At 55.6% G+C, this 19,383-nt stretch carries 15 protein-coding genes and 4 tRNA genes; all 19 read right to left on the bottom strand.

What is annotated here, in order from left to right; genetic code table 11:
• Window positions 1–28 precede the first annotated feature (28 nt).
• Window positions 29–2,134 carry an elongation factor G gene (gene fusA / locus AC0IXA_RS19265; protein ID WP_016772942.1) on the bottom strand — a complete coding sequence of 702 codons (2,106 nt, stop codon included), beginning with the start codon at window positions 2,132–2,134 and terminating at the stop codon, window positions 29–31.
• Between the two features lie 30 nt (window positions 2,135–2,164).
• On the bottom strand, window positions 2,165–2,638 hold the full coding sequence (gene rpsG, locus AC0IXA_RS19260) for a 30S ribosomal protein S7 (RefSeq protein ID WP_016772941.1): 474 nt from the start codon (window positions 2,636–2,638) through the stop codon (window positions 2,165–2,167).
• 107 nt (window positions 2,639–2,745) lie between these two features.
• Window positions 2,746–3,117, bottom strand: a complete 372-nt coding sequence (gene rpsL, locus AC0IXA_RS19255; RefSeq protein WP_003186084.1) for a 30S ribosomal protein S12 — start codon at window positions 3,115–3,117, stop codon at window positions 2,746–2,748.
• Between the two features lie 216 nt (window positions 3,118–3,333).
• Complete coding sequence (gene rpoC, locus AC0IXA_RS19250) at window positions 3,334–7,533, bottom strand: DNA-directed RNA polymerase subunit beta' (protein WP_016772940.1); 4,200 nt, start codon at window positions 7,531–7,533, stop codon at window positions 3,334–3,336.
• Between the two features lie 64 nt (window positions 7,534–7,597).
• Window positions 7,598–11,671: a DNA-directed RNA polymerase subunit beta gene (gene rpoB, locus AC0IXA_RS19245; protein ID WP_016772939.1), complete on the bottom strand. Its 4,074-nt coding sequence runs from the start codon at window positions 11,669–11,671 to the stop codon at window positions 7,598–7,600.
• Window positions 11,672–11,892: 221 nt separating this feature from the next.
• Entirely contained in the window at window positions 11,893–12,258 is a 366-nt protein-coding gene (gene rplL / locus AC0IXA_RS19240; protein WP_007962228.1) for a 50S ribosomal protein L7/L12, read from the bottom strand.
• 73 nt (window positions 12,259–12,331) lie between these two features.
• Complete coding sequence (gene rplJ / locus AC0IXA_RS19235; RefSeq protein WP_008081912.1) at window positions 12,332–12,832, bottom strand: 50S ribosomal protein L10; 501 nt, start codon at window positions 12,830–12,832, stop codon at window positions 12,332–12,334.
• 198 nt (window positions 12,833–13,030) lie between these two features.
• Entirely contained in the window at window positions 13,031–13,726 is a 696-nt protein-coding gene (gene rplA, locus AC0IXA_RS19230) for a 50S ribosomal protein L1 (protein ID WP_016772938.1), read from the bottom strand.
• Window positions 13,726–14,157: a 50S ribosomal protein L11 gene (gene rplK / locus AC0IXA_RS19225; RefSeq protein ID WP_003176435.1), complete on the bottom strand. Its 432-nt coding sequence runs from the start codon at window positions 14,155–14,157 to the stop codon at window positions 13,726–13,728. Before rplK ends, rplA begins: the two co-directional genes overlap by 1 nt.
• A 118-nt stretch (window positions 14,158–14,275) precedes the next feature.
• Window positions 14,276–14,809, bottom strand: a complete 534-nt coding sequence (gene nusG, locus AC0IXA_RS19220; RefSeq protein ID WP_007957598.1) for a transcription termination/antitermination protein NusG — start codon at window positions 14,807–14,809, stop codon at window positions 14,276–14,278.
• A 9-nt stretch (window positions 14,810–14,818) separates the two neighbouring features.
• The gene (gene secE / locus AC0IXA_RS19215; protein WP_016772937.1) at window positions 14,819–15,187 is read right to left on the bottom strand and encodes a preprotein translocase subunit SecE; all 369 of its coding nucleotides are present in this window, start codon (window positions 15,185–15,187) and stop codon (window positions 14,819–14,821) included.
• A 45-nt stretch (window positions 15,188–15,232) separates the two neighbouring features.
• Window positions 15,233–15,308: transfer RNA gene (locus AC0IXA_RS19210), tRNA-Trp, on the bottom strand.
• 53 nt (window positions 15,309–15,361) lie between these two features.
• Window positions 15,362–16,555 carry an elongation factor Tu gene (gene tuf / locus AC0IXA_RS19205; protein ID WP_024014521.1) on the bottom strand — a complete coding sequence of 398 codons (1,194 nt, stop codon included), beginning with the start codon at window positions 16,553–16,555 and terminating at the stop codon, window positions 15,362–15,364.
• An 85-nt stretch (window positions 16,556–16,640) separates the two neighbouring features.
• Window positions 16,641–16,716 (bottom strand) — tRNA-Thr (locus tag AC0IXA_RS19200).
• 27 nt (window positions 16,717–16,743) lie between these two features.
• Window positions 16,744–16,817: transfer RNA gene (locus AC0IXA_RS19195), tRNA-Gly, on the bottom strand.
• Window positions 16,818–16,842: 25 nt separating this feature from the next.
• Window positions 16,843–16,927 (bottom strand) — tRNA-Tyr (locus AC0IXA_RS19190).
• A 142-nt stretch (window positions 16,928–17,069) separates the two neighbouring features.
• A complete protein-coding gene (locus AC0IXA_RS19185) occupies window positions 17,070–17,501 on the bottom strand; it encodes a hypothetical protein (protein ID WP_136494124.1) in 432 nt (143 codons plus the stop codon).
• 7 nt (window positions 17,502–17,508) lie between these two features.
• Window positions 17,509–18,261, bottom strand: a complete 753-nt coding sequence (locus AC0IXA_RS19180; RefSeq protein WP_016772933.1) for a pantothenate kinase — start codon at window positions 18,259–18,261, stop codon at window positions 17,509–17,511.
• Window positions 18,251–19,204 (bottom strand): bifunctional biotin--[acetyl-CoA-carboxylase] ligase/biotin operon repressor BirA, encoded by a 954-nt coding sequence (gene birA / locus AC0IXA_RS19175; protein ID WP_016772932.1) that lies wholly within the window; start codon window positions 19,202–19,204, stop codon window positions 18,251–18,253. The genes AC0IXA_RS19180 and birA overlap by 11 nt, the downstream gene beginning before the upstream one ends.
• Between the last annotated feature and the right edge of the window lie 179 nt (window positions 19,205–19,383).

Raw genomic sequence — 19,383 nt, 5'->3', positions numbered from 1 at the left:
AATTAACTCCTAGCCTAAAGGGGCTGAATCAGCCTTGTTTTTTGGTTACGGATTCGACGATGTGCGACGGAGCCGTATCGTATTTTTTGAATTCCATAGAGTAGCTTGCGCGACCCTGGGACATGGAACGAACGTCGGTCGCATAACCGAACATCTCACCCAGTGGTACCTCGGCACGGATAACCTTGCCGGACACTGTGTCTTCCATACCCTGGATCATGCCGCGACGACGGTTAAGGTCGCCCATCACATCACCCATATAGTCTTCAGGCGTAACAACCTCTACCGCCATGATCGGCTCGAGCAACTCACCACCACCCTTCTGGGCCAGTTGCTTGGTCGCCATGGAAGCAGCCACCTTGAACGCCATCTCGTTGGAGTCGACGTCGTGGTAAGAACCATCGAACACCGTAGCCTTCAGGCCGATCAGCGGATAGCCGGCAACAACGCCGTTCTTCATCTGCTCTTCGATACCCTTCTGGATAGCCGGGATGTATTCCTTAGGAACCACACCACCTACAACTTCGTTCACGAATTGCAGACCTTCCTGACCTTCGTCAGCAGGAGCAAAACGGATCCAGCAGTGACCGAACTGGCCGCGACCACCGGACTGACGAACGAACTTGCCTTCGATTTCACAGTTCTTCGTGATGCGCTCACGATACGAAACCTGAGGCTTGCCGATGTTGGCTTCGACGTTGAACTCACGGCGCATCCGGTCAACCAGGATGTCCAGGTGCAGCTCGCCCATGCCGGAGATGATCGTCTGACCAGTCTCTTCATCAGTTTTAACGCGGAAAGACGGGTCTTCCTGAGCAAGCTTGCCCAGAGCGATACCCATTTTTTCCTGGTCATCCTTGGTCTTAGGCTCTACGGCAACCGAAATAACCGGCTCCGGGAAGTCCATGCGAACCAGGATGATTGGCTTGTCAGCGTTGCAGAGGGTTTCACCGGTGGTGACGTCCTTCATGCCGATCAGGGCCGCGATGTCACCAGCGCGTACTTCCTTGATCTCTTCACGGGCGTTTGCGTGCATTTGCACCATACGACCCACGCGCTCTTTCTTGCCCTTGACCGAGTTGATCACGCCGTCGCCGGAGTTCAACACGCCCGAGTAAACGCGGACGAAAGTCAGGGTACCCACGAATGGGTCGGTAGCGATCTTGAACGCCAGAGCCGCGAAAGGCTCGTTGTCGTCTGCATGACGCTCCATCTCTTCTTCCTCGTTATCAGGGTTGGAACCCTTGATAGCAGGAATGTCGGTCGGAGCAGGCAGGTAGTCGATAACGGCGTCGAGAACCAGGGGAACACCCTTGTTCTTGAACGAAGAACCGCAAACGGCCAGAACTATTTCGCCGGCGATAGTACGCTGACGCAAAGCAGCCTTGATCTCTTCGATCGACAGCTCTTCGCCTTCCAGGTACTTGTTCATCAGCTCTTCGTTGGCTTCGGCAGCGGCTTCAACCATGTTGTTGCGCCACTCTTCAGCCAGCTCTTGCAGCTCGGCAGGAATGTCCTTGCGAACAGGGACCATACCTTTGTCGGAGTCGTTCCAGTAGACAGCTTGCATGTTGATCAGATCGATCTGACCTTGGAAGTTGTCTTCGGAACCGATAGCCAACTGGATCGGCACCGGAGTGTGACCCAGACGCTGCTTGATCTGACCGATCACGCGCAGGAAGTTGGCGCCGGCACGGTCCATCTTGTTTACGTAAACAAGACGTGGAACGCCGTATTTGTTGGCTTGACGCCATACGGTTTCCGACTGCGGCTCAACACCCGAAGTACCGCAGAACACAACGACAGCGCCGTCGAGTACGCGCAGGGAACGCTCAACTTCAATGGTGAAGTCAACGTGGCCCGGGGTATCGATTACGTTGAAACGGTGCTCGTGAGAGTACTGCTTCTCGGAACCTTTCCAGAAGGCGGTGATGGCAGCAGAAGTAATGGTAATACCACGCTCCTGCTCCTGAACCATCCAGTCTGTGGTCGCGGCGCCATCATGCACCTCGCCCATTTTGTGACTTTTGCCGGTGTAAAACAGTACGCGCTCGGTGGTGGTGGTTTTACCAGCATCCACGTGAGCGACGATACCGATGTTACGGTAGCGGCTAATCGGAGTAGTACGAGCCATAAAGCCCTCGCAAAATTAGTGAAGCTAAAATTAGAAGCGGTAGTGCGAGAAAGCTTTGTTAGCTTCGGCCATACGGTGCACGTCTTCACGCTTCTTAACAGCAGCACCTTTACCTTCAGCAGCATCCAGCAGTTCGCCAGCCAAACGCAGAGCCATAGACTTCTCGCCGCGCTTACGGGCGAAGTCTACCAACCAGCGCATTGCCAGAGCGTTACGACGGGAAGGACGAACCTCGACCGGAACCTGGTAAGTAGCACCACCAACGCGGCGCGACTTCACTTCGACCAGCGGAGCGATGGCGTCGAGTGCTTTTTCGAAGAGTTCCAGGGGATCGGTGCCAGCCTTACGGGCCGCAACGGTTTCCAGGGCACCATAAACGATACGCTCGGCAACGGCTTTCTTGCCGCTTTCCATAACGTGGTTCATGAATTTGGCGAGGATCTGGCTTCCGTATTTCGGATCGTCCAGAATCTCACGCTTTGCTGCTACGCGACGTCTTGGCATGATAAGCCCTCAAGCGGTCTTCAGGTTAGCTCGGGACAGATCCGATGGATGCGTGCCCGACCTTACTCTTATCGACTCAATAAAATAAAAATCTGCAAAACGGCCGATTACTTCGGACGCTTGGTACCGTACTTCGAACGACCCTGGTTACGGCCTTTAACGCCGGAAGTATCCAAGGAGCCGCGAACGGTGTGGTAACGAACACCTGGCAAGTCTTTTACACGACCGCCGCGGATCAGTACCACGCTGTGCTCTTGCAGGTTGTGGCCTTCACCGCCGATGTACGAGGAAACCTCGAAACCGTTGGTCAGACGCACACGGCATACTTTACGCAGTGCCGAGTTAGGTTTTTTCGGCGTGGTGGTGTACACACGGGTGCACACGCCACGACGTTGCGGGCAGTTCTGCAGCGCAGGTACGTCGGATTTCTCGACGATACGCTTACGCGGCTGACGTACCAGCTGGTTGATAGTTGCCATCTACTAGCTCCACTGTTGTCTTGCGACGCTATTGTCTTGCAAGAAAAGCAAAATGGCAGGAACGAATTCCCGCCAAATTTAGGGGATCAAGAGTCTAAAGAGGATCTTGATTCCAGTCAAGGCAAGGCCCCGACCTCCCCGCCCATCGAACCTTGACTTGATGTCTCGATTCGACGAACGGAGCGATCAGGGCCTCACGCTCGTTTATCGCAGAACTCAGTTACCGCTCGAGTTCAGCGCTTCGGTCAGTGCAGCTTCCACTTCACTGGCGCTTACGCGCAACGGCTTGTCGGCATCACGGCGACGCTTGCGCTCGCTGTGATAGGCAAGACCGGTACCGGCCGGGATCAGACGACCCACGACTACGTTTTCTTTCAGGCCGCGCAGGTAATCGCGCTTGCCGGTGACTGCCGCTTCGGTCAGTACGCGAGTGGTTTCCTGGAAGGAAGCCGCCGAGATGAACGATTCGGTGGACAACGACGCCTTGGTGATACCCAGCAGAACGCGAGTGAACTTGGAGACAAACTTGTCTTCCGCGCTCAGACGCTCGTTCTCTACCAGAACGTGAGTCAGTTCCATCTGGTCGCCCTTGATGAAGCTGGAATCGCCGGACTCGGAGATCTCAACTTTACGCAGCATCTGACGCAGGATGGTCTCGATGTGCTTGTCGTTGATCTTCACGCCTTGCAGACGATAAACGTCCTGGATCTCGTTGACGATGTACTTGGCCAGCGCGCTTACACCCAGCAGACGCAGGATGTCGTGCGGATCGCTTGGACCGTCGGAGATAACTTCGCCGCGGTTTACCTGTTCGCCTTCGAAGACGTTCAGGTGACGCCACTTCGGAATCAGCTCTTCGTACGGATCGCTACCGTCGTTCGGGGTAATGACCAGACGACGCTTGCCTTTGGTCTCTTTACCGAACGCGATGGTGCCGCTGACTTCAGCCAGAATCGACGCTTCTTTCGGACGACGGGCTTCGAACAGGTCGGCAACACGCGGCAGACCACCGGTGATGTCACGAGTCTTCGAAGTTTCCTGCGGGATACGAGCGATAACGTCACCGATCGCAATCTTCGCACCGTCAGCCACACCGACCAGGGCGTTGGCTGGCAGGAAGTACTGAGCGATAACGTCAGTGCCTGGCAGCAACAGATCCTTGCCGTTGTCGTCGACCATCTTCACTGCTGGACGGATTTCCTTACCGGCAGCCGGACGATCTTTCGCGTCAAGTACTTCAATGTTGGTCATACCGGTCAATTCGTCAGTCTGACGCTTGATCGTGATGCCTTCTTCCATGCCCACGTAGGTCACGGTACCTTTCATTTCGGTAACGATCGGGTGAGTGTGCGGATCCCACTTGGCCACGATTGCGCCAGCGTCGACCTTGTCACCTTCCTTAACCGAAATCACAGCACCGTACGGCAGCTTGTAACGCTCGCGCTCACGACCGAAGTCGTCCGCGATTGCCAGCTCACCGGAACGGGACACAGCAACCAGATGACCATCCACTCGCTCAACGTGCTTCAGGTTGTGCAGACGGACGGTACCGCCATTCTTCACCTGAACGCTGTCGGCTGCGGAAGTACGGCTTGCCGCACCACCGATGTGGAACGTACGCATGGTCAGCTGGGTACCCGGCTCACCGATGGACTGCGCAGCGATAACGCCGACCGCTTCACCGATGTTCACCTGGTGACCACGAGCCAGATCACGGCCGTAGCACTTGGCGCAGATGCCGTAGCGGGTTTCGCAACTGATCGGCGAACGCACGATCACTTCGTCGATGCTGTTCAGCTCGATGAACTCGACCCACTTCTCGTCAACCAGAGTGCCGGCAGGAACGATAACGTCCTCGGTACCCGGCTTGAATACGTCACGGGCAATGACACGACCCAATACGCGCTCACCCAACGGTTCTACAACGTCACCGCCTTCAATGTGCGGAGTCATCAGCAGACCGTGTTCGGTGCCGCAATCGATCTCGGTTACTACCAGATCCTGCGCCACGTCTACCAGACGACGAGTCAGGTAACCGGAGTTAGCGGTTTTCAACGCGGTATCCGCCAGACCTTTACGAGCACCGTGAGTCGAGATGAAGTACTGAAGTACGCTCAGACCTTCACGGAAGTTCGCAGTAATCGGCGTTTCAATGATGGAACCATCCGGCTTGGCCATCAGACCACGCATACCGGCCAGCTGACGAATCTGTGCTGCGGAACCCCGCGCACCCGAGTCAGCCATCATGTACATCGAGTTGAAAGACTCTTGGTCGACTTCGTCGCCGTGACGGTCGATGACTTTCTCTTTCGAGAGGTTGGCCATCATCGCCTTGGAAACTTCGTCGTTCGCTTTCGACCAGAGGTCGATCACTTTGTTGTACTTCTCGCCCTGGGTTACCAGGCCGGAGGCGTACTGGCTCTCGATCTCTTTCACTTCGTCGGTGGCTGCACCGATGATGCGGGCTTTTTCATCCGGGATAACGAAGTCGTTAACACCGATGGAAACGCCGGAGATGGTCGAGTAAGCGAAACCGGTGTACATCAACTGGTCAGCGAAGATCACGGTCTCTTTCAGACCAACCACGCGGTAGCACTGGTTGATCAGCTTGGAGATCGCCTTTTTCTTCATCGGCAGGTTGACTACGTCGAACGACAGACCTTTTGGCACAACCTGGAACAGCAGCGCACGGCCGACAGTGGTGTCGACAATACGGGTACCGCTCACGCTGTTGCCGTCACGGTCGTTGACGGTTTCGTTGATACGAACCTTGACCTTGGCGTGCAGTGCGGCTTCGCCGGCACGGAACACACGGTCGACTTCCTGCAGATCCGCGAACACACGACCTTCGCCCTTGGCGTTGATCGCTTCACGAGTCATGTAGTACAGACCCAATACAACGTCCTGCGACGGAACGATGATTGGCTCACCGTTGGCTGGCGACAGAATGTTGTTGGTCGACATCATCAACGCACGCGCTTCGAGCTGGGCTTCCAGCGTCAGCGGTACGTGCACGGCCATCTGGTCGCCGTCGAAGTCGGCGTTGTACGCGGCGCAGACCAGAGGGTGCAGCTGGATAGCCTTACCTTCGATCAGTACCGGTTCAAACGCCTGGATACCCAGACGGTGAAGGGTCGGCGCACGGTTGAGCAGAACCGGGTGTTCGCGAATCACTTCAGCGAGAACGTCCCAAACCTCTGGCAACTCGCGCTCGACCATTTTCTTGGCCGCTTTGATGGTGGTCGCCAGACCACGCATTTCCAGCTTGCCGAAAATGAACGGCTTGAACAGCTCGAGAGCCATCTTCTTCGGCAGACCGCACTGGTGCAGACGCAGGGTCGGGCCTACGGTAATTACCGAACGACCGGAGTAGTCAACACGCTTACCGAGCAAGTTCTGACGGAAACGACCTTGCTTACCCTTGATCATGTCAGCCAGGGATTTCAGAGGACGCTTGTTGGAACCAGTGATAGCGCGGCCACGACGACCGTTGTCGAGCAGTGCATCGACCGCTTCCTGCAACATACGCTTTTCGTTGCGCACGATGATGTCCGGCGCGGACAGATCCAGCAGGCGCTTCAAACGGTTGTTACGGTTGATCACTCGACGATACAGATCGTTGAGGTCGGAGGTCGCGAAACGACCGCCATCCAGCGGGACCAGTGGACGCAGATCTGGCGGCAGAACCGGCAGAACGGTCAGCACCATCCACTCTGGCAGGTTGCCGGAACCCTGGAAGGCTTCCATCAACTTCAGACGCTTGGACAGCTTCTTGATCTTGGTTTCCGAGTTGGTTTGCGGAATCTCTTCGCGCAGACGGCCAATCTCGTGCTCCAGGTCGATAGCGTGCAGCAGTTCACGGACAGCTTCGGCACCCATGCGGGCGTCGAAATCGTCACCGAACTCTTCCAGCGCTTCGAAATACTGCTCGTCGTTCAGCAGCTGACCTTTTTCAAGGGTGGTCATGCCTGGATCGATAACGACATAGCTCTCGAAGTAGAGAACGCGTTCGATATCACGCAGGGTCATGTCCATCAGCAGGCCGATACGCGACGGCAGCGATTTCAGGAACCAGATGTGGGCAACCGGCGAAGCCAGTTCAATGTGCGCCATGCGCTCACGACGAACCTTGGCCAGTGCAACTTCAACGCCGCACTTCTCGCAGATCACACCACGGTGTTTCAAGCGCTTGTACTTACCGCACAGGCACTCGTAATCCTTTACCGGACCAAAGATCTTGGCGCAGAACAGGCCGTCACGCTCGGGTTTGAACGTACGGTAGTTGATGGTTTCCGGCTTTTTAACTTCACCGAACGACCACGAACGGATCATCTCCGGCGAGGCCAATCCGATGCGGATGGCGTCGAACTCTTCGACTTGACCCTGGTTTTTCAGCAAATTCAGTAGGTCTTTCAAGGCCTTTCCTCCTGGCGGAGCAGAGAGCGGGCATTCCTGCCCCGCTCTCGATTCGCGTCACGTGTTATTCGGTTTCCAGATCGATATCGATGCCGAGGGAACGAATTTCCTTGATCAACACGTTGAAGGACTCGGGCATGCCCGGCTCCATACGGTGATCGCCATCCACGATGTTCTTGTACATCTTGGTACGGCCGTTCACATCGTCCGACTTCACTGTGAGCATTTCTTGCAGAGTGTAAGCAGCACCGTATGCTTCCAGTGCCCAGACCTCCATCTCCCCGAAACGCTGACCACCGAACTGCGCCTTACCACCCAGCGGCTGCTGGGTAACCAGGCTGTAAGAACCGGTAGAACGCGCGTGCATCTTGTCGTCTACCAAGTGGTTCAGCTTCAGCATGTACATGTAGCCAACGGTAACTGGACGCTCGAACTTGTTGCCGGTACGGCCGTCGGTCAGTTGCATCTGGCCGCTTTCCGGCAGGTCTGCCAGTTTCAGCATGGCCTTGATTTCGCTTTCCTTGGCGCCGTCGAACACTGGAGTGGCCATTGGAACGCCGCCACGCAGGTTGTTCGCCAGATCGAGGATTTCCTGATCGGAGAAGCTGTCCAGATCTTCGTTACGACCGCCGATCTGGTTGTAGATCTCGTCCAGGAAGGTGCGCAGTTCAGCGACTTTACGCTGCTCTTCGACCATCCGGTTGATCTTCTCGCCCAGACCTTTGGCCGCGAGGCCCAGGTGGGTTTCGAGGATCTGACCAACGTTCATACGCGAAGGTACGCCCAGCGGGTTGAGGACCACGTCGACCGGGGTGCCATTGGCATCGTGCGGCATGTCTTCAACCGGCATGATCACGGAGACCACACCCTTGTTACCGTGACGACCGGCCATCTTGTCGCCCGGCTGGATGCGGCGACGGATTGCCAGGTAAACCTTGACGATTTTCAGCACGCCTGGAGCCAGGTCATCGCCCTGCTGCAGTTTGCGCTTCTTGTCTTCGAACTTGTCGTCCAGCAGACGACGACGATCAACGATGTAGGCCTGAGCCTTCTCGAGCTGCTCGTTCAGAGCATCTTCAGCCATGCGCAGTTTGAACCACTGGCCGTGCTCAAGACCGTCGAGTACTTCGTCGGTGATGTCCTGACCCTTCTTCAGGCCGGCGCCGCCTTCGGCCTTGTGGCCTACCAGTGCGGAACGCAGACGCTCGAAAGTCGCGCCTTCAACGATGCGGAACTCTTCGTTGAGATCCTTGCGGATCTCGTCCAGTTGAGACTTCTCGATCGACAGTGCACGAGCATCACGCTCAACGCCGTCACGGGTGAAGACCTGTACGTCGATGACAGTACCTTTGGTGCCGGTTGGCACGCGCAGGGAGGTGTCTTTAACGTCGCTGGCTTTTTCACCGAAGATTGCACGCAGCAGTTTTTCTTCCGGAGTCAGTTGGGTCTCGCCTTTCGGAGTGACCTTGCCAACCAGGATGTCGCCTGCGCCTACTTCGGCACCTACGTAAACGATACCGGCTTCGTCCAGCTTGTTCAGTGCAGCTTCACCCACGTTCGGGATGTCCGCAGTGATTTCCTCTGGGCCAAGCTTGGTGTCACGGGCCACACAGGTCAGTTCCTGAATGTGGATCGTGGTGAAACGGTCTTCCTGAACCACACGCTCGGACAGGCAGATGGAGTCTTCGAAGTTGAAGCCGTTCCATGCCATGAACGCGATGCGCATGTTCTGACCCAGTGCCAGTTCACCCATGTCGGTGGACGGGCCGTCGGCCATGATGTCGCTACGCTGAACGCGATCACCTTTACGCACCAGCGGACGCTGATTGATGCAAGTGTTCTGGTTCGAGCGGGTGTATTTGGTCAGGTTGTAGATGTCGACACCGGCTTCACCGGTTTCAACTTCGTCATCGGCAACACGAACCACGATACGGCTGGCATCGACGGAATCGATCACGCCACCACGACGAGCCACGACGCAAACGCCGGAGTCACGGGCTACGTTACGCTCCATGCCGGTACCTACCAGCGGCTTGTCAGCGCGCAGAGTCGGTACAGCCTGACGCTGCATGTTCGAACCCATCAACGCACGGTTGGCGTCGTCGTGCTCGAGGAACGGAATCAGCGACGCTGCAACCGACACAACCTGCTTCGGCGAAACGTCCATCAGGGTGACGTCTTCCGGCGCCTTGACGGTGAATTCGTTCAGGTGACGTACGGCAACCAGTTCGTCGATCAGGACTTTCTGCTCGTTCATGGTCGCCGAAGCCTGCGCGATCACATGATCGGCTTCTTCAATAGCGGACAGGAACACGATCTCGTCGGTGACCACACCCTCTTTCACCACGCGGTACGGGCTTTCCAGGAAGCCGTACTGGTTGGTGCGAGCGTACGCAGCCAGGGAGTTGATCAGACCGATGTTCGGACCTTCCGGCGTTTCAATCGGGCAGACACGACCGTAGTGAGTCGGGTGTACGTCACGAACTTCGAAGCCCGCGCGCTCACGAGTCAGACCGCCAGGGCCGAGTGCAGAGACACGACGCTTGTGGGTGATCTCGGACAGCGGGTTGTTCTGGTCCATGAACTGCGACAGCTGGCTGGAACCGAAGAACTCTTTCACCGCCGCAGCCACTGGCTTGGCGTTGATCAGGTCTTGCGGCATCAGGCCTTCGCTTTCAGCCATCGACAGACGCTCTTTGACCGCACGCTCAACACGTACCAGGCCAACGCGGAACTGGTTCTCGGCCATTTCGCCTACGCAGCGAACACGACGGTTACCCAGGTGGTCGATGTCATCGACGATGCCTTTACCGTTGCGGATGTCGACCAGAGTCTTCAGAACCGCGACGATGTCTTCCTTGCACAGCACGCCCGAACCTTCGATCTCGGTACGACCGATACGACGGTTGAACTTCATCCGGCCGACCGCAGACAGGTCATAGCGCTCAGGGCTGAAGAACAGGTTGTTGAACAGGGTCTCGGCAGCGTCTTTGGTTGGCGGCTCGCCTGGACGCATCATGCGATAGATCTCGACCAGCGCTTCCAATTGGTTGCTGGTGGAGTCGATCTTCAGCGTGTCGGAGACGAACGGACCGCAGTCGATGTCGTTGGTATACAGGGTCTCGATGCGAACGACCTGAGCCTTGGCGATTTTTGCCAGGACTTCAGTGTTCAGCTCGGTGTTGCATTCAGCCAGGATTTCGCCGGTGGCCGGGTGCACGATAGCCTTGGCGGTGGTGCGGCCAAGGACGTAGTCCAGTGGCACGTCCAGCGTCTTGATACCGGCTTTTTCGATCTGGTTGATGTGGCGCGCGGTAATACGGCGGCCTTGCTCAACGATGACCTTGCCCTTCTCGTCCTGGATGTCCAGAACCGCAACTTCACCACGCAGGCGCGATGGCACCAGTTCCAGGCTGAGGGTTTCGCCGCTCAGGTGGAATACGTTGGTGGTGTAGAACGCGTCCAGCACTTCTTCGGTGGTGTAACCGAGTGCGCGCAGCAGTACCGAAGCCGGCAGTTTGCGACGACGGTCGATACGCACGAAGACGCAGTCTTTCGGGTCGAATTCGAAGTCCAGCCACGAACCGCGGTAAGGAATGATGCGAGCCGAGTACAGCAGTTTGCCGGAGCTGTGCGTCTTGCCGCGGTCGTGGTCGAAGAACACGCCCGGGGAACGGTGCAGCTGGGAAACGATAACACGCTCGGTACCGTTGATTACGAAGGTACCGTTCTCAGTCATCAGGGGGATTTCACCCATGTAGACTTCTTGCTCTTTGATGTCCTTGATCGCTTTGTTCGACGATTCTTTGTCGAAAATGATCAGGCGCACTTTTACCCGCAAAGGTACGGCGAAAGTTACACCGCGCAATACGCATTCTTTGACATCAAATGCCGGTTCGCCCAGGCGATAACCGACGTACTCCAGCGCAGCATTGCCGGAGTAGCTGATGATCGGGAAAACGGATTTGAAGGCCGCATGCAGGCCCACGTCGCGGAACTGATCTTTAGTCGCTCCCGCTTGCAAGAATTCACGATACGAATCCAGCTGGATGGCCAGGAGGTAAGGCACATCCATGACGTCCGGCAACTTGCTAAAGTCCTTGCGGATACGTTTTTTCTCAGTATATGAGTAAGCCATCAGCGTTCCCCAGCTTGGTCACCTGCTTGTTTGGCCCCTCCCGACGGGAGCAGCCAGAAAATCGTGCAAACCCCATGGTTTGCGCCACCGCATCGGGTGGTTACAGCGCCTTTACCGGCACCGACCCAGTCGGCTGCCAATAACGGAAAAAGGCCGGTGGCAAGAGCCACCAGCCATCAGCCTGTCGCTTGACGCTCGGGCTGGAGGAGCAAAGTCGATGCTTACTTCAGCTCGACTTTAGCGCCTGCTTCTTCCAGCTTCTTCTTGGCGTCTTCAGCCGCTTCTTTCGAAACGCCTTCAGCTACAACCTGAGGAGCGCCGTCTACTTTCTCTTTGGCTTCTTTCAGGCCCAGACCGGTCAGTTCACGAACTGCCTTGATCACGTTAACCTTCTTCTCGCCAGCTTCCAGCAGAACAACGTTGAACTCGGTTTGCTCTTCAACAGCAGCAGCAGCTACAGCTGGGCCAGCCGAAGCGGCAGCAGCGGTAACACCGAAGGTTTCTTCCATCGCTTTGATCAGCTCAACGATTTCCACTACGGATTTCTGGCCGATTGCTTCGATGATTTGTTCGTTAGTCAGAGACATGACTCAATTCCTGAATTGGGGGACGGCCTACGCGACCATCGAAATAAACAAAAAACGCGAGAAGTGACGAGCCTTAGGCTGCGGCAGCTTCTTTCTGGTCGCGAATTGCCGCCAGAGTACGAGCCAATTTGCTGGTTGCGCCTTGAATCACGCTCATCAGCTGAGAAATTGCTTCGTCACGGGTCGGCAGAGTTGCCAGTACGTCGATCTGATTAGCTGCGAGGAACTTGCCCTCGAACGCAGCTGCCTTGATCTCGAACTTGTCCTGACCCTTGGCAAACTCTTTGAAGATACGGGCAGCAGCGCCCGGATGTTCGTTCGAGAATGCAATCAGGGTCGGGCCGGTGAACACGTCGTTGAGGACACTGTATTGAGTGTCAGCAACAGCGCGCTTGAGCAGGGTGTTACGTACAACACGTACGTAAACGCCAGCTTCACGAGCCTCTTTACGGAGTCCGGTCATTGCGCCTACTGTTACGCCACGTGCATCAACCACGACAGCGGACAGAGCGACTTTGGCAGCCTCGTTGACTTCAGCGACGATGGCCTTCTTGTCTTCGAGATTAATTGCCACGGGTTTAACTCCTGCTTGTTACCGTTTCATTCGATCGGAACCGAATGTCGTTTTGGTGTCTGATTCGGTAAGGAACCGGGAGCACCATCTGCGTAGGCTTGAGGTTTAAGGCTTGCGCCGCCTACGGTCTTGGATAGCCCCCGCCAGGCAGGGACCCCAATCTTTCAATTGGCGCGGCAAACCGCGCCAACCTTTGTCTTACGCGTCGAGCGAGCTCTGGTCGATAACCAGACCTGGGCCCATGGTGGTGCTCAGGGTAACGCGCTTGACGTAAATGCCTTTCGAGGAAGCTGGCTTGATACGCTTCAGATCAGCGATCAGGGCTTCAACGTTTTCCTTCAGTTTGACGGCGTCGAAGCCCATCTTGCCAACGGAAGTGTGGATGATGCCGTTTTTGTCGGTGCGATAACGAACCTGACCAGCCTTGGCGTTCTTGACCGCGTTGGCTACGTCTGGAGTTACGGTGCCGACTTTCGGGTTAGGCATCAGGCCGCGTGGACCGAGGATCTGACCCAGCTGACCTACAACGCGCATGGCATCCGGGGATGCGATCACTACGTCATAGTTCAGATCGCCGCCTTTCATTTCGGCAGCCAGGTCGTCCATACCTACACGATCAGCGCCGGCAGCCAGAGCGGCCTCAGCAGCTGGACCCTGGGTGAACACAGCAACGCGAACGGTCTTGCCAGTGCCGTGTGGCAGCACAGTAGCGCTACGAACAACCTGGTCGGATTTACGCGGGTCTACACCCAGGTTTACAGCAACGTCGAACGACTCGCTGAACTTGACAGTCGACAGCTCGGCCAGCAGAGCAGCGGCGTCTACGATGTTGTAGGCTTTGCCTGCTTCGATTTTGCCGGCGATAGCCTTTTGACGCTTGGTCAGCTTAGCCATTACACACCCTCCACGTTAAGGCCCATGCTACGAGCAGAACCGGCGATAGTACGCACGGCTGCATCCATATCAGCTGCAGTCAGATCCGCGTTTTTGGTTTTCGCGATTTCTTCCAGCTGAGCACGGGTAACGGTGCCAACCTTAACGGTGTTCGGACGAGCGGAACCGCTGGTCAGACCGGCCGCCTTCTTCAGCAGAACCGAAGCAGGGGTGGATTTGGTTTCGAAAGTGAAGCTACGGTCGCTGTAGACAGTGATGATCACTGGAGTCGGCAGACCTGGCTCAAGACCCTGAGTACGGGCGTTGAAAGCCTTGCAGAACTCCATGATGTTCACGCCGTGCTGACCCAGAGCAGGACCAACCGGTGGACTTGGGTTAGCCTGAGCGGCTTTCACTTGCAGCTTGATGTAAGCGGTAATCTTCTTGGCCATGAGGCACTCCAATTACGGGTTCGAACGCCTCGAAAGGCTCCCCGGTTACTTGCGCGTTTATCCCAGTGACGACAAAACCCCACAGCCTAAGGCTGCGGGGTTGGGATTGCTTGTCCAGTTAGACCTTCTCGACCTGACTGAACTCGAGCTCCACCGGAGTAGAGCGACCGAAAATGAGCACTGCCACTTGGATCCGGCTCTTTTCGTAGTTAACCTCTTCCACAACGCCATTGAAATCAGCGAATGGACCGTCATTGACACGTACAGTCTCGCCCGGCTCGAACAAAGTCTTCGGCTTCGGCTTGTCGCTACCATCAGCAACGCGACGCAGAATCGCTTCTGCCTCTTTATCTGTAATTGGCGCAGGCTTGTCAGCGGTACCACCGATAAAACCCATCACCCGAGGAGTATCCTTGACCAAGTGCCAAGTACCCTCGTTCATATCCATCTGGACCAGCACATAGCCTGGAAAAAACTTCCGTTCGCTTTTGCGCTTCTGGCCGTTACGCATCTCAACCACTTCTTCAGTGGGAACCAGAATCTCGCCGAAGCCATCTTCCATGCCAGCCAGCTTTACGCGCTCGATCAGCGAGCGCATCACATGCTTCTCGTAACCCGAGTAAGCATGCACAACATACCAACGCTTAGCCACGGGACACCCTTAGCCGACAATCAAGGAAACAAGCCAGCCGAGCAGGGAATCAAGACCCCACAACAGCAACGCCATAACCAGAACAACAGCCACGACAATCAGCGTGGTCTGCGTGGTTTCTTGGCGAGTTGGCCACACGACTTTACGAATCTCGGTGCGAGCTTCCTTAACCAGTACAAAGAAAGACTTGCCCTTCGCGGTCTGCAGGCCTACAAAGGCAGCTACAGCAGCAATGGCAAGCAATGCGAGTACACGGTACAGGATCGGCGAAGCAGCGTAATACTGATTGCCAACAACGCCAACAACTACCAAAGCGACTACTACAAGCCACTTGAGCAGATCGAAGCGAGAGCCTTGAGCTTCAGCTTTAGGAGTCATCTATGAAGATCCTGTGAAAAGAAAGCCAGACACACCGAGTGAATCTGGCAGGTCAGGAGGGAATCGAACCCCCAACCTACGGTTTTGGAGACCGTCGCTCTGCCAATTGAGCTACTGACCTAAAACAAAATCAGGCCGACCATTATGCCGGCCCGAAAAATACATTACAACCGCTTATTCGATGATTTTGGCTACGACGCCAGCGCCGACGGTACGACCGCCTTCACGGATAGCGAAACGCAGACCGTCTTCCATCGCGATGGTTTTGATCAGGGTAACAGTCATCTGAATGTTGTCACCTGGCATTACCATTTCAACGCCTTCTGGCAGCTCGCAGTTACCGGTCACGTCAGTAGTACGGAAGTAGAACTGTGGACGGTAGCCTTTGAAGAACGGAGTGTGACGACCGCCTTCTTCCTTGCTCAGAACGTAAACTTCTGCGGTGAACTTGGTGTGCGGCTTGACCGAACCTGGCTTGACCAGAACCTGGCCACGCTCAACGTCGTCACGCTTGGTACCACGCAGCAGAACGCCGCAGTTCTCGCCAGCACGACCTTCGTCGAGCAGTTTGCGGAACATCTCAACACCGGTGCAGGTGGTGGTGGTGGTGTCACGCAGACCAACGATTTCCAGAGCGTCCTGAACGCGAACGATACCGCGCTCGATACGACCAGTCACAACAGTACCGCGACCCGAGATCGAGAACACGTCTTCGATTGGCATCAGGAATGGCTTGTCGATCATACGAACTGGTTCTGGGATGTAGGTATCCAGAGTTTCAACCAGTTTACGAACGGCAGTGGTGCCCATTTCGTTGTCGTCTTTGCCTTCCAGCGCCATACGAGCCGAACCGATGATGATCGGAGTGTCGTCGCCTGGGAAGTCGTAGGTCGACAGCAGGTCACGAACTTCCATCTCAACCAGTTCCAGCAGCTCAGCGTCGTCTACCAGGTCAGCCTTGTTCAGGAAAACCACGATGTACGGAACGCCTACCTGGCGGGACAGCAGGATGTGCTCACGGGTTTGTGGCATCGGACCATCAGCGGCCGAGCAAACCAGGATCGCGCCGTCCATCTGGGCAGCACCGGTGATCATGTTCTTCACATAGTCAGCGTGACCTGGGCAGTCAACGTGAGCGTAGTGACGAATAGTCGAGTTGTACTCAACGTGAGCGGTGTTGATGGTGATACCGCGAGCTTTTTCTTCCGGTGCGCTGTCGATCTTGTCGAATTCAACGACGGCCGAACCGAAAACTTCGGAGCAGACGCGAGTCAGAGCAGCAGTCAGAGTGGTTTTACCGTGGTCAACGTGACCAATGGTCCCAACGTTGACGTGGGGCAGGGAACGATCAAATTTTTCCTTAGCCATCGATATCACCCTCTACAGAAGAAATTAGACAAACAATATCAACCATTAAAACAAAGGCAGATATTTTCATATCTGCCTTGTTATATGGAGCTCTTGAGCGGATTTGAACCGCTGACCTCACCCTTACCAAGGGTGTGCTCTACCAACTGAGCTACAAGAGCAAAACCCTTTTGCACAACCTGCAAACTTGGAGCGGGTAGCGGGAATCGAACCCGCATCATCAGCTTGGAAGGCTGAGGTTCTACCACTAAACTATACCCGCGGAGCCTGCAGCTCACGCTTAAATCTGGTGGAGGGAGAAGGATTCGAACCTTCGAAGTCGTAGACGTCAGATTTACAGTCTGATCCCTTTGGCCGCTCGGGAACCCCTCCTAATCAGGCCGGCATTCTATATCATGCCAAACCCCTGTCAAGCATTTTCTCATTTAAAAACCTGAGGTTAGCTGCGTTGACACGCTTCACTTCGAATCCCGTTTAAGGTGTTCGCTGTGGAGCGGGCGCCATTCTATGCAAACTATTGAGCAGGTGCAACCCCTTCGCACAGCATTATTTTATGTTTTAACCCATTGAATTCCTTGGAAAGGTTTTGCAACTGCTGATCGCCCAACAAAGGCTGGCCATCCGGCGCAACTGCAAGCCAGTAACCGCTTCCTGCAGCAGCTTTCGGCACGGATTGAGCATTGACCTTCATCGCCACCAAGCGCTGTTGCAACCTGGCAATTGAATCCTCTTCAGAAAATCCACCAACGAAGAGACACTGCTGACGCGGCACCACCTGCCCTCTCCCGCTTTCACCAGCAGTTTCGCTCAGTAGACGGATATCCTGCTGCGCACCGCGATACAGACTAAGGGGCGTTACATCTTTGGCTCGCAAGGGCGCTTCCTGCTGATGCCAGACATAGTAAAAAACATTGAGAACCACTAGGAGCAGGAACAACCAACGCATATAAACCTCAGGACAAGGGACACGCCATCGCCAAGCCGACAAAAACCAGGTCGGGCACGACCCTGGCGTCAGGCGCGACGCCTTTAACCAACTCGGCATCCCCTCCCGTAATAAAGACGGTGAATTGCTCTCCCCAGTACGCTCGAGCCAGCTCTAATTGAGTGAGAACAAAGCCCCTCAGCATCAAAGAACAACCGCGCTCCACCGCTTCCACGGTGGTACGCCCCGGGACATGACTGGAAAGGGCGCGCTCTGCCGCCTCATCACCATAACGAATTTTACGGGTATGGGTGCGAAGCTGGTTTCGCATCAAAGGCATGCCTGGACAAATGAACCCACCGAGATGCTCACCGTCAGGCCCCACAAAATCGGCAGTAACCGCGGTACCGAAGTCGAGAACCAGACAAGCACTCCCGGCAGCCAGGTGAAAGCCGCCAAGCATCGCCAGCCAGCGATCAAGCCCCAGACGCTCATAGTCTTCGTAGCCGTTTCGAACACCAGACATCTCGCGAGCGGGCTTCGCACACGAGATAGGAATACTGAACTCGCGCTCAAGCATTTCGGTTAAAGCACTGGTTTCCTCGTTGGTCCTGACGCTTACCAAACGACACTTGCGCAGCGAGAGTGACTTTATGATGCGTAGGCTCTCAAGCAAAGCCTGATTGGAATCTACAACTCCTTCCGAGACCAGCTCGCTGGCCGACGCATCCAGCACGCGCCATTTTATAAAGCTATTGCCGCAGTCAAGCTCAAGAATCATCACGCAACCTCAGGCTGAGCTCTCCGCCACTAAAGGCCTTTTCGACACCATCTACAATCAAGCGCAACCCGCCTTGGTTATCAATCCCGAGCACTACTCCATCGATACGGCTGTTACCCGCGATCAACGACACGGAGCGCCCCTGCCACAGATGATTTTCCGCCCATTCTGCCTGCAGACTCGCGAACCCGTTGAGCTGGTGTTTATGGATATAAGTCTTGAGTTGATTACTCAATTCAACCACCAGAGCATTGCGATCGCAGGCTTTGCCTGACTCCAGTTTTATAGAAGTCCATTGCTGGTCGACCTCATCGGCAACCTGCATATTCACGTTGATTCCTATACCCAATACAACATGACACACATCCGCCGGATCGCCGACGAGTTCGAGCAGAATGCCAGCTATTTTCTTGTTACCCACCAAAACATCATTGGGCCACTTCAAACCGGCATTGGGCACACCGGTGTTTCGCAAGGCCTGCATCACCGCCAAGCCAACAACAAGGCTCAATCCCTCAAGCTGACGCATGCCGCCTTCGATGCGGAGTACAAGGCTGTAATAAAGATTTTCTGCAAATGGGCTTACCCACTTACGACCTCGACGACCACGGCCTGCCAATTGTCGCTCCGCGAGCACCAAAAACGGCGCGGCGGCGCCGTCACTGATGGAGCGCAGAGCTTCGGCATTTGTCGAGTCAACAGAGTCGAACACACGCACCGGCCATTGAGGCATCTTCCTGGTTATTTCCAGAGGATCAAGGAGCGTCAGAGGCGTCGACAATTGATATCCGCGACCGCGAACTTTATGGATCGACAGGCCAAGTTCAGCTTCTAGCTGTTGTAGCTGCTTCCATACAGCACTTCGGCTTATTCCCAGGGCAACACCCAGGTCCTGTCCGGAATGGAATCGTCCATCCTTCAGTAGATTCAACAACGTCAGCATGCAGGTATCGCCTCACAATGAGGCCCGCATAATAGCCATGCCCCGGGCTGTTGCATAGAAATCAAGCGGACACATTTCTCGCAGGCAAAACAAAACCCCAAGTGCTTTCGCAATTGGGGTTTCGGAATTTAATCTTGACGATGACCTACTCTCACATGGGGAAACCCCACACTACCATC

The sequence above is a fragment of the Pseudomonas sp. AC083 genome, from assembly GCF_979253165.1.
This window is presented reverse-complemented; position numbering and strand designations above follow the sequence as displayed.

What these genes read in the sequence shown, in the direction of transcription:
- fusA (WP_016772942.1), bottom strand. Translation starts at nt 2,134, where the DNA reads ATGGCTCGTACTACTCCGATTAGCCGCTACCGTAACATCGGTATCGTC.
- rpsG (WP_016772941.1), bottom strand. Translation starts at nt 2,638, where the DNA reads ATGCCAAGACGTCGCGTAGCAGCAAAGCGTGAGATTCTGGACGATCCG.
- rpsL (WP_003186084.1), bottom strand. Translation starts at nt 3,117, where the DNA reads ATGGCAACTATCAACCAGCTGGTACGTCAGCCGCGTAAGCGTATCGTC.
- rpoB (WP_016772939.1), bottom strand. Translation starts at nt 11,671, where the DNA reads ATGGCTTACTCATATACTGAGAAAAAACGTATCCGCAAGGACTTTAGC.
- rplL (WP_007962228.1), bottom strand. Translation starts at nt 12,258, where the DNA reads ATGTCTCTGACTAACGAACAAATCATCGAAGCAATCGGCCAGAAATCC.
- rplA (WP_016772938.1), bottom strand. Translation starts at nt 13,726, where the DNA reads ATGGCTAAGCTGACCAAGCGTCAAAAGGCTATCGCCGGCAAAATCGAA.
- rplK (WP_003176435.1), bottom strand. Translation starts at nt 14,157, where the DNA reads ATGGCCAAGAAGATTACCGCTTACATCAAGCTGCAAGTGAAAGCCGCT.
- secE (WP_016772937.1), bottom strand. Translation starts at nt 15,187, where the DNA reads ATGACTCCTAAAGCTGAAGCTCAAGGCTCTCGCTTCGATCTGCTCAAG.
- tuf (WP_024014521.1), bottom strand. Translation starts at nt 16,555, where the DNA reads ATGGCTAAGGAAAAATTTGATCGTTCCCTGCCCCACGTCAACGTTGGG.
- AC0IXA_RS19185 (WP_136494124.1), bottom strand. Translation starts at nt 17,501, where the DNA reads ATGCGTTGGTTGTTCCTGCTCCTAGTGGTTCTCAATGTTTTTTACTAT.
- AC0IXA_RS19180 (WP_016772933.1), bottom strand. Translation starts at nt 18,261, where the DNA reads ATGATTCTTGAGCTTGACTGCGGCAATAGCTTTATAAAATGGCGCGTG.
- birA (WP_016772932.1), bottom strand. Translation starts at nt 19,204, where the DNA reads ATGCTGACGTTGTTGAATCTACTGAAGGATGGACGATTCCATTCCGGA.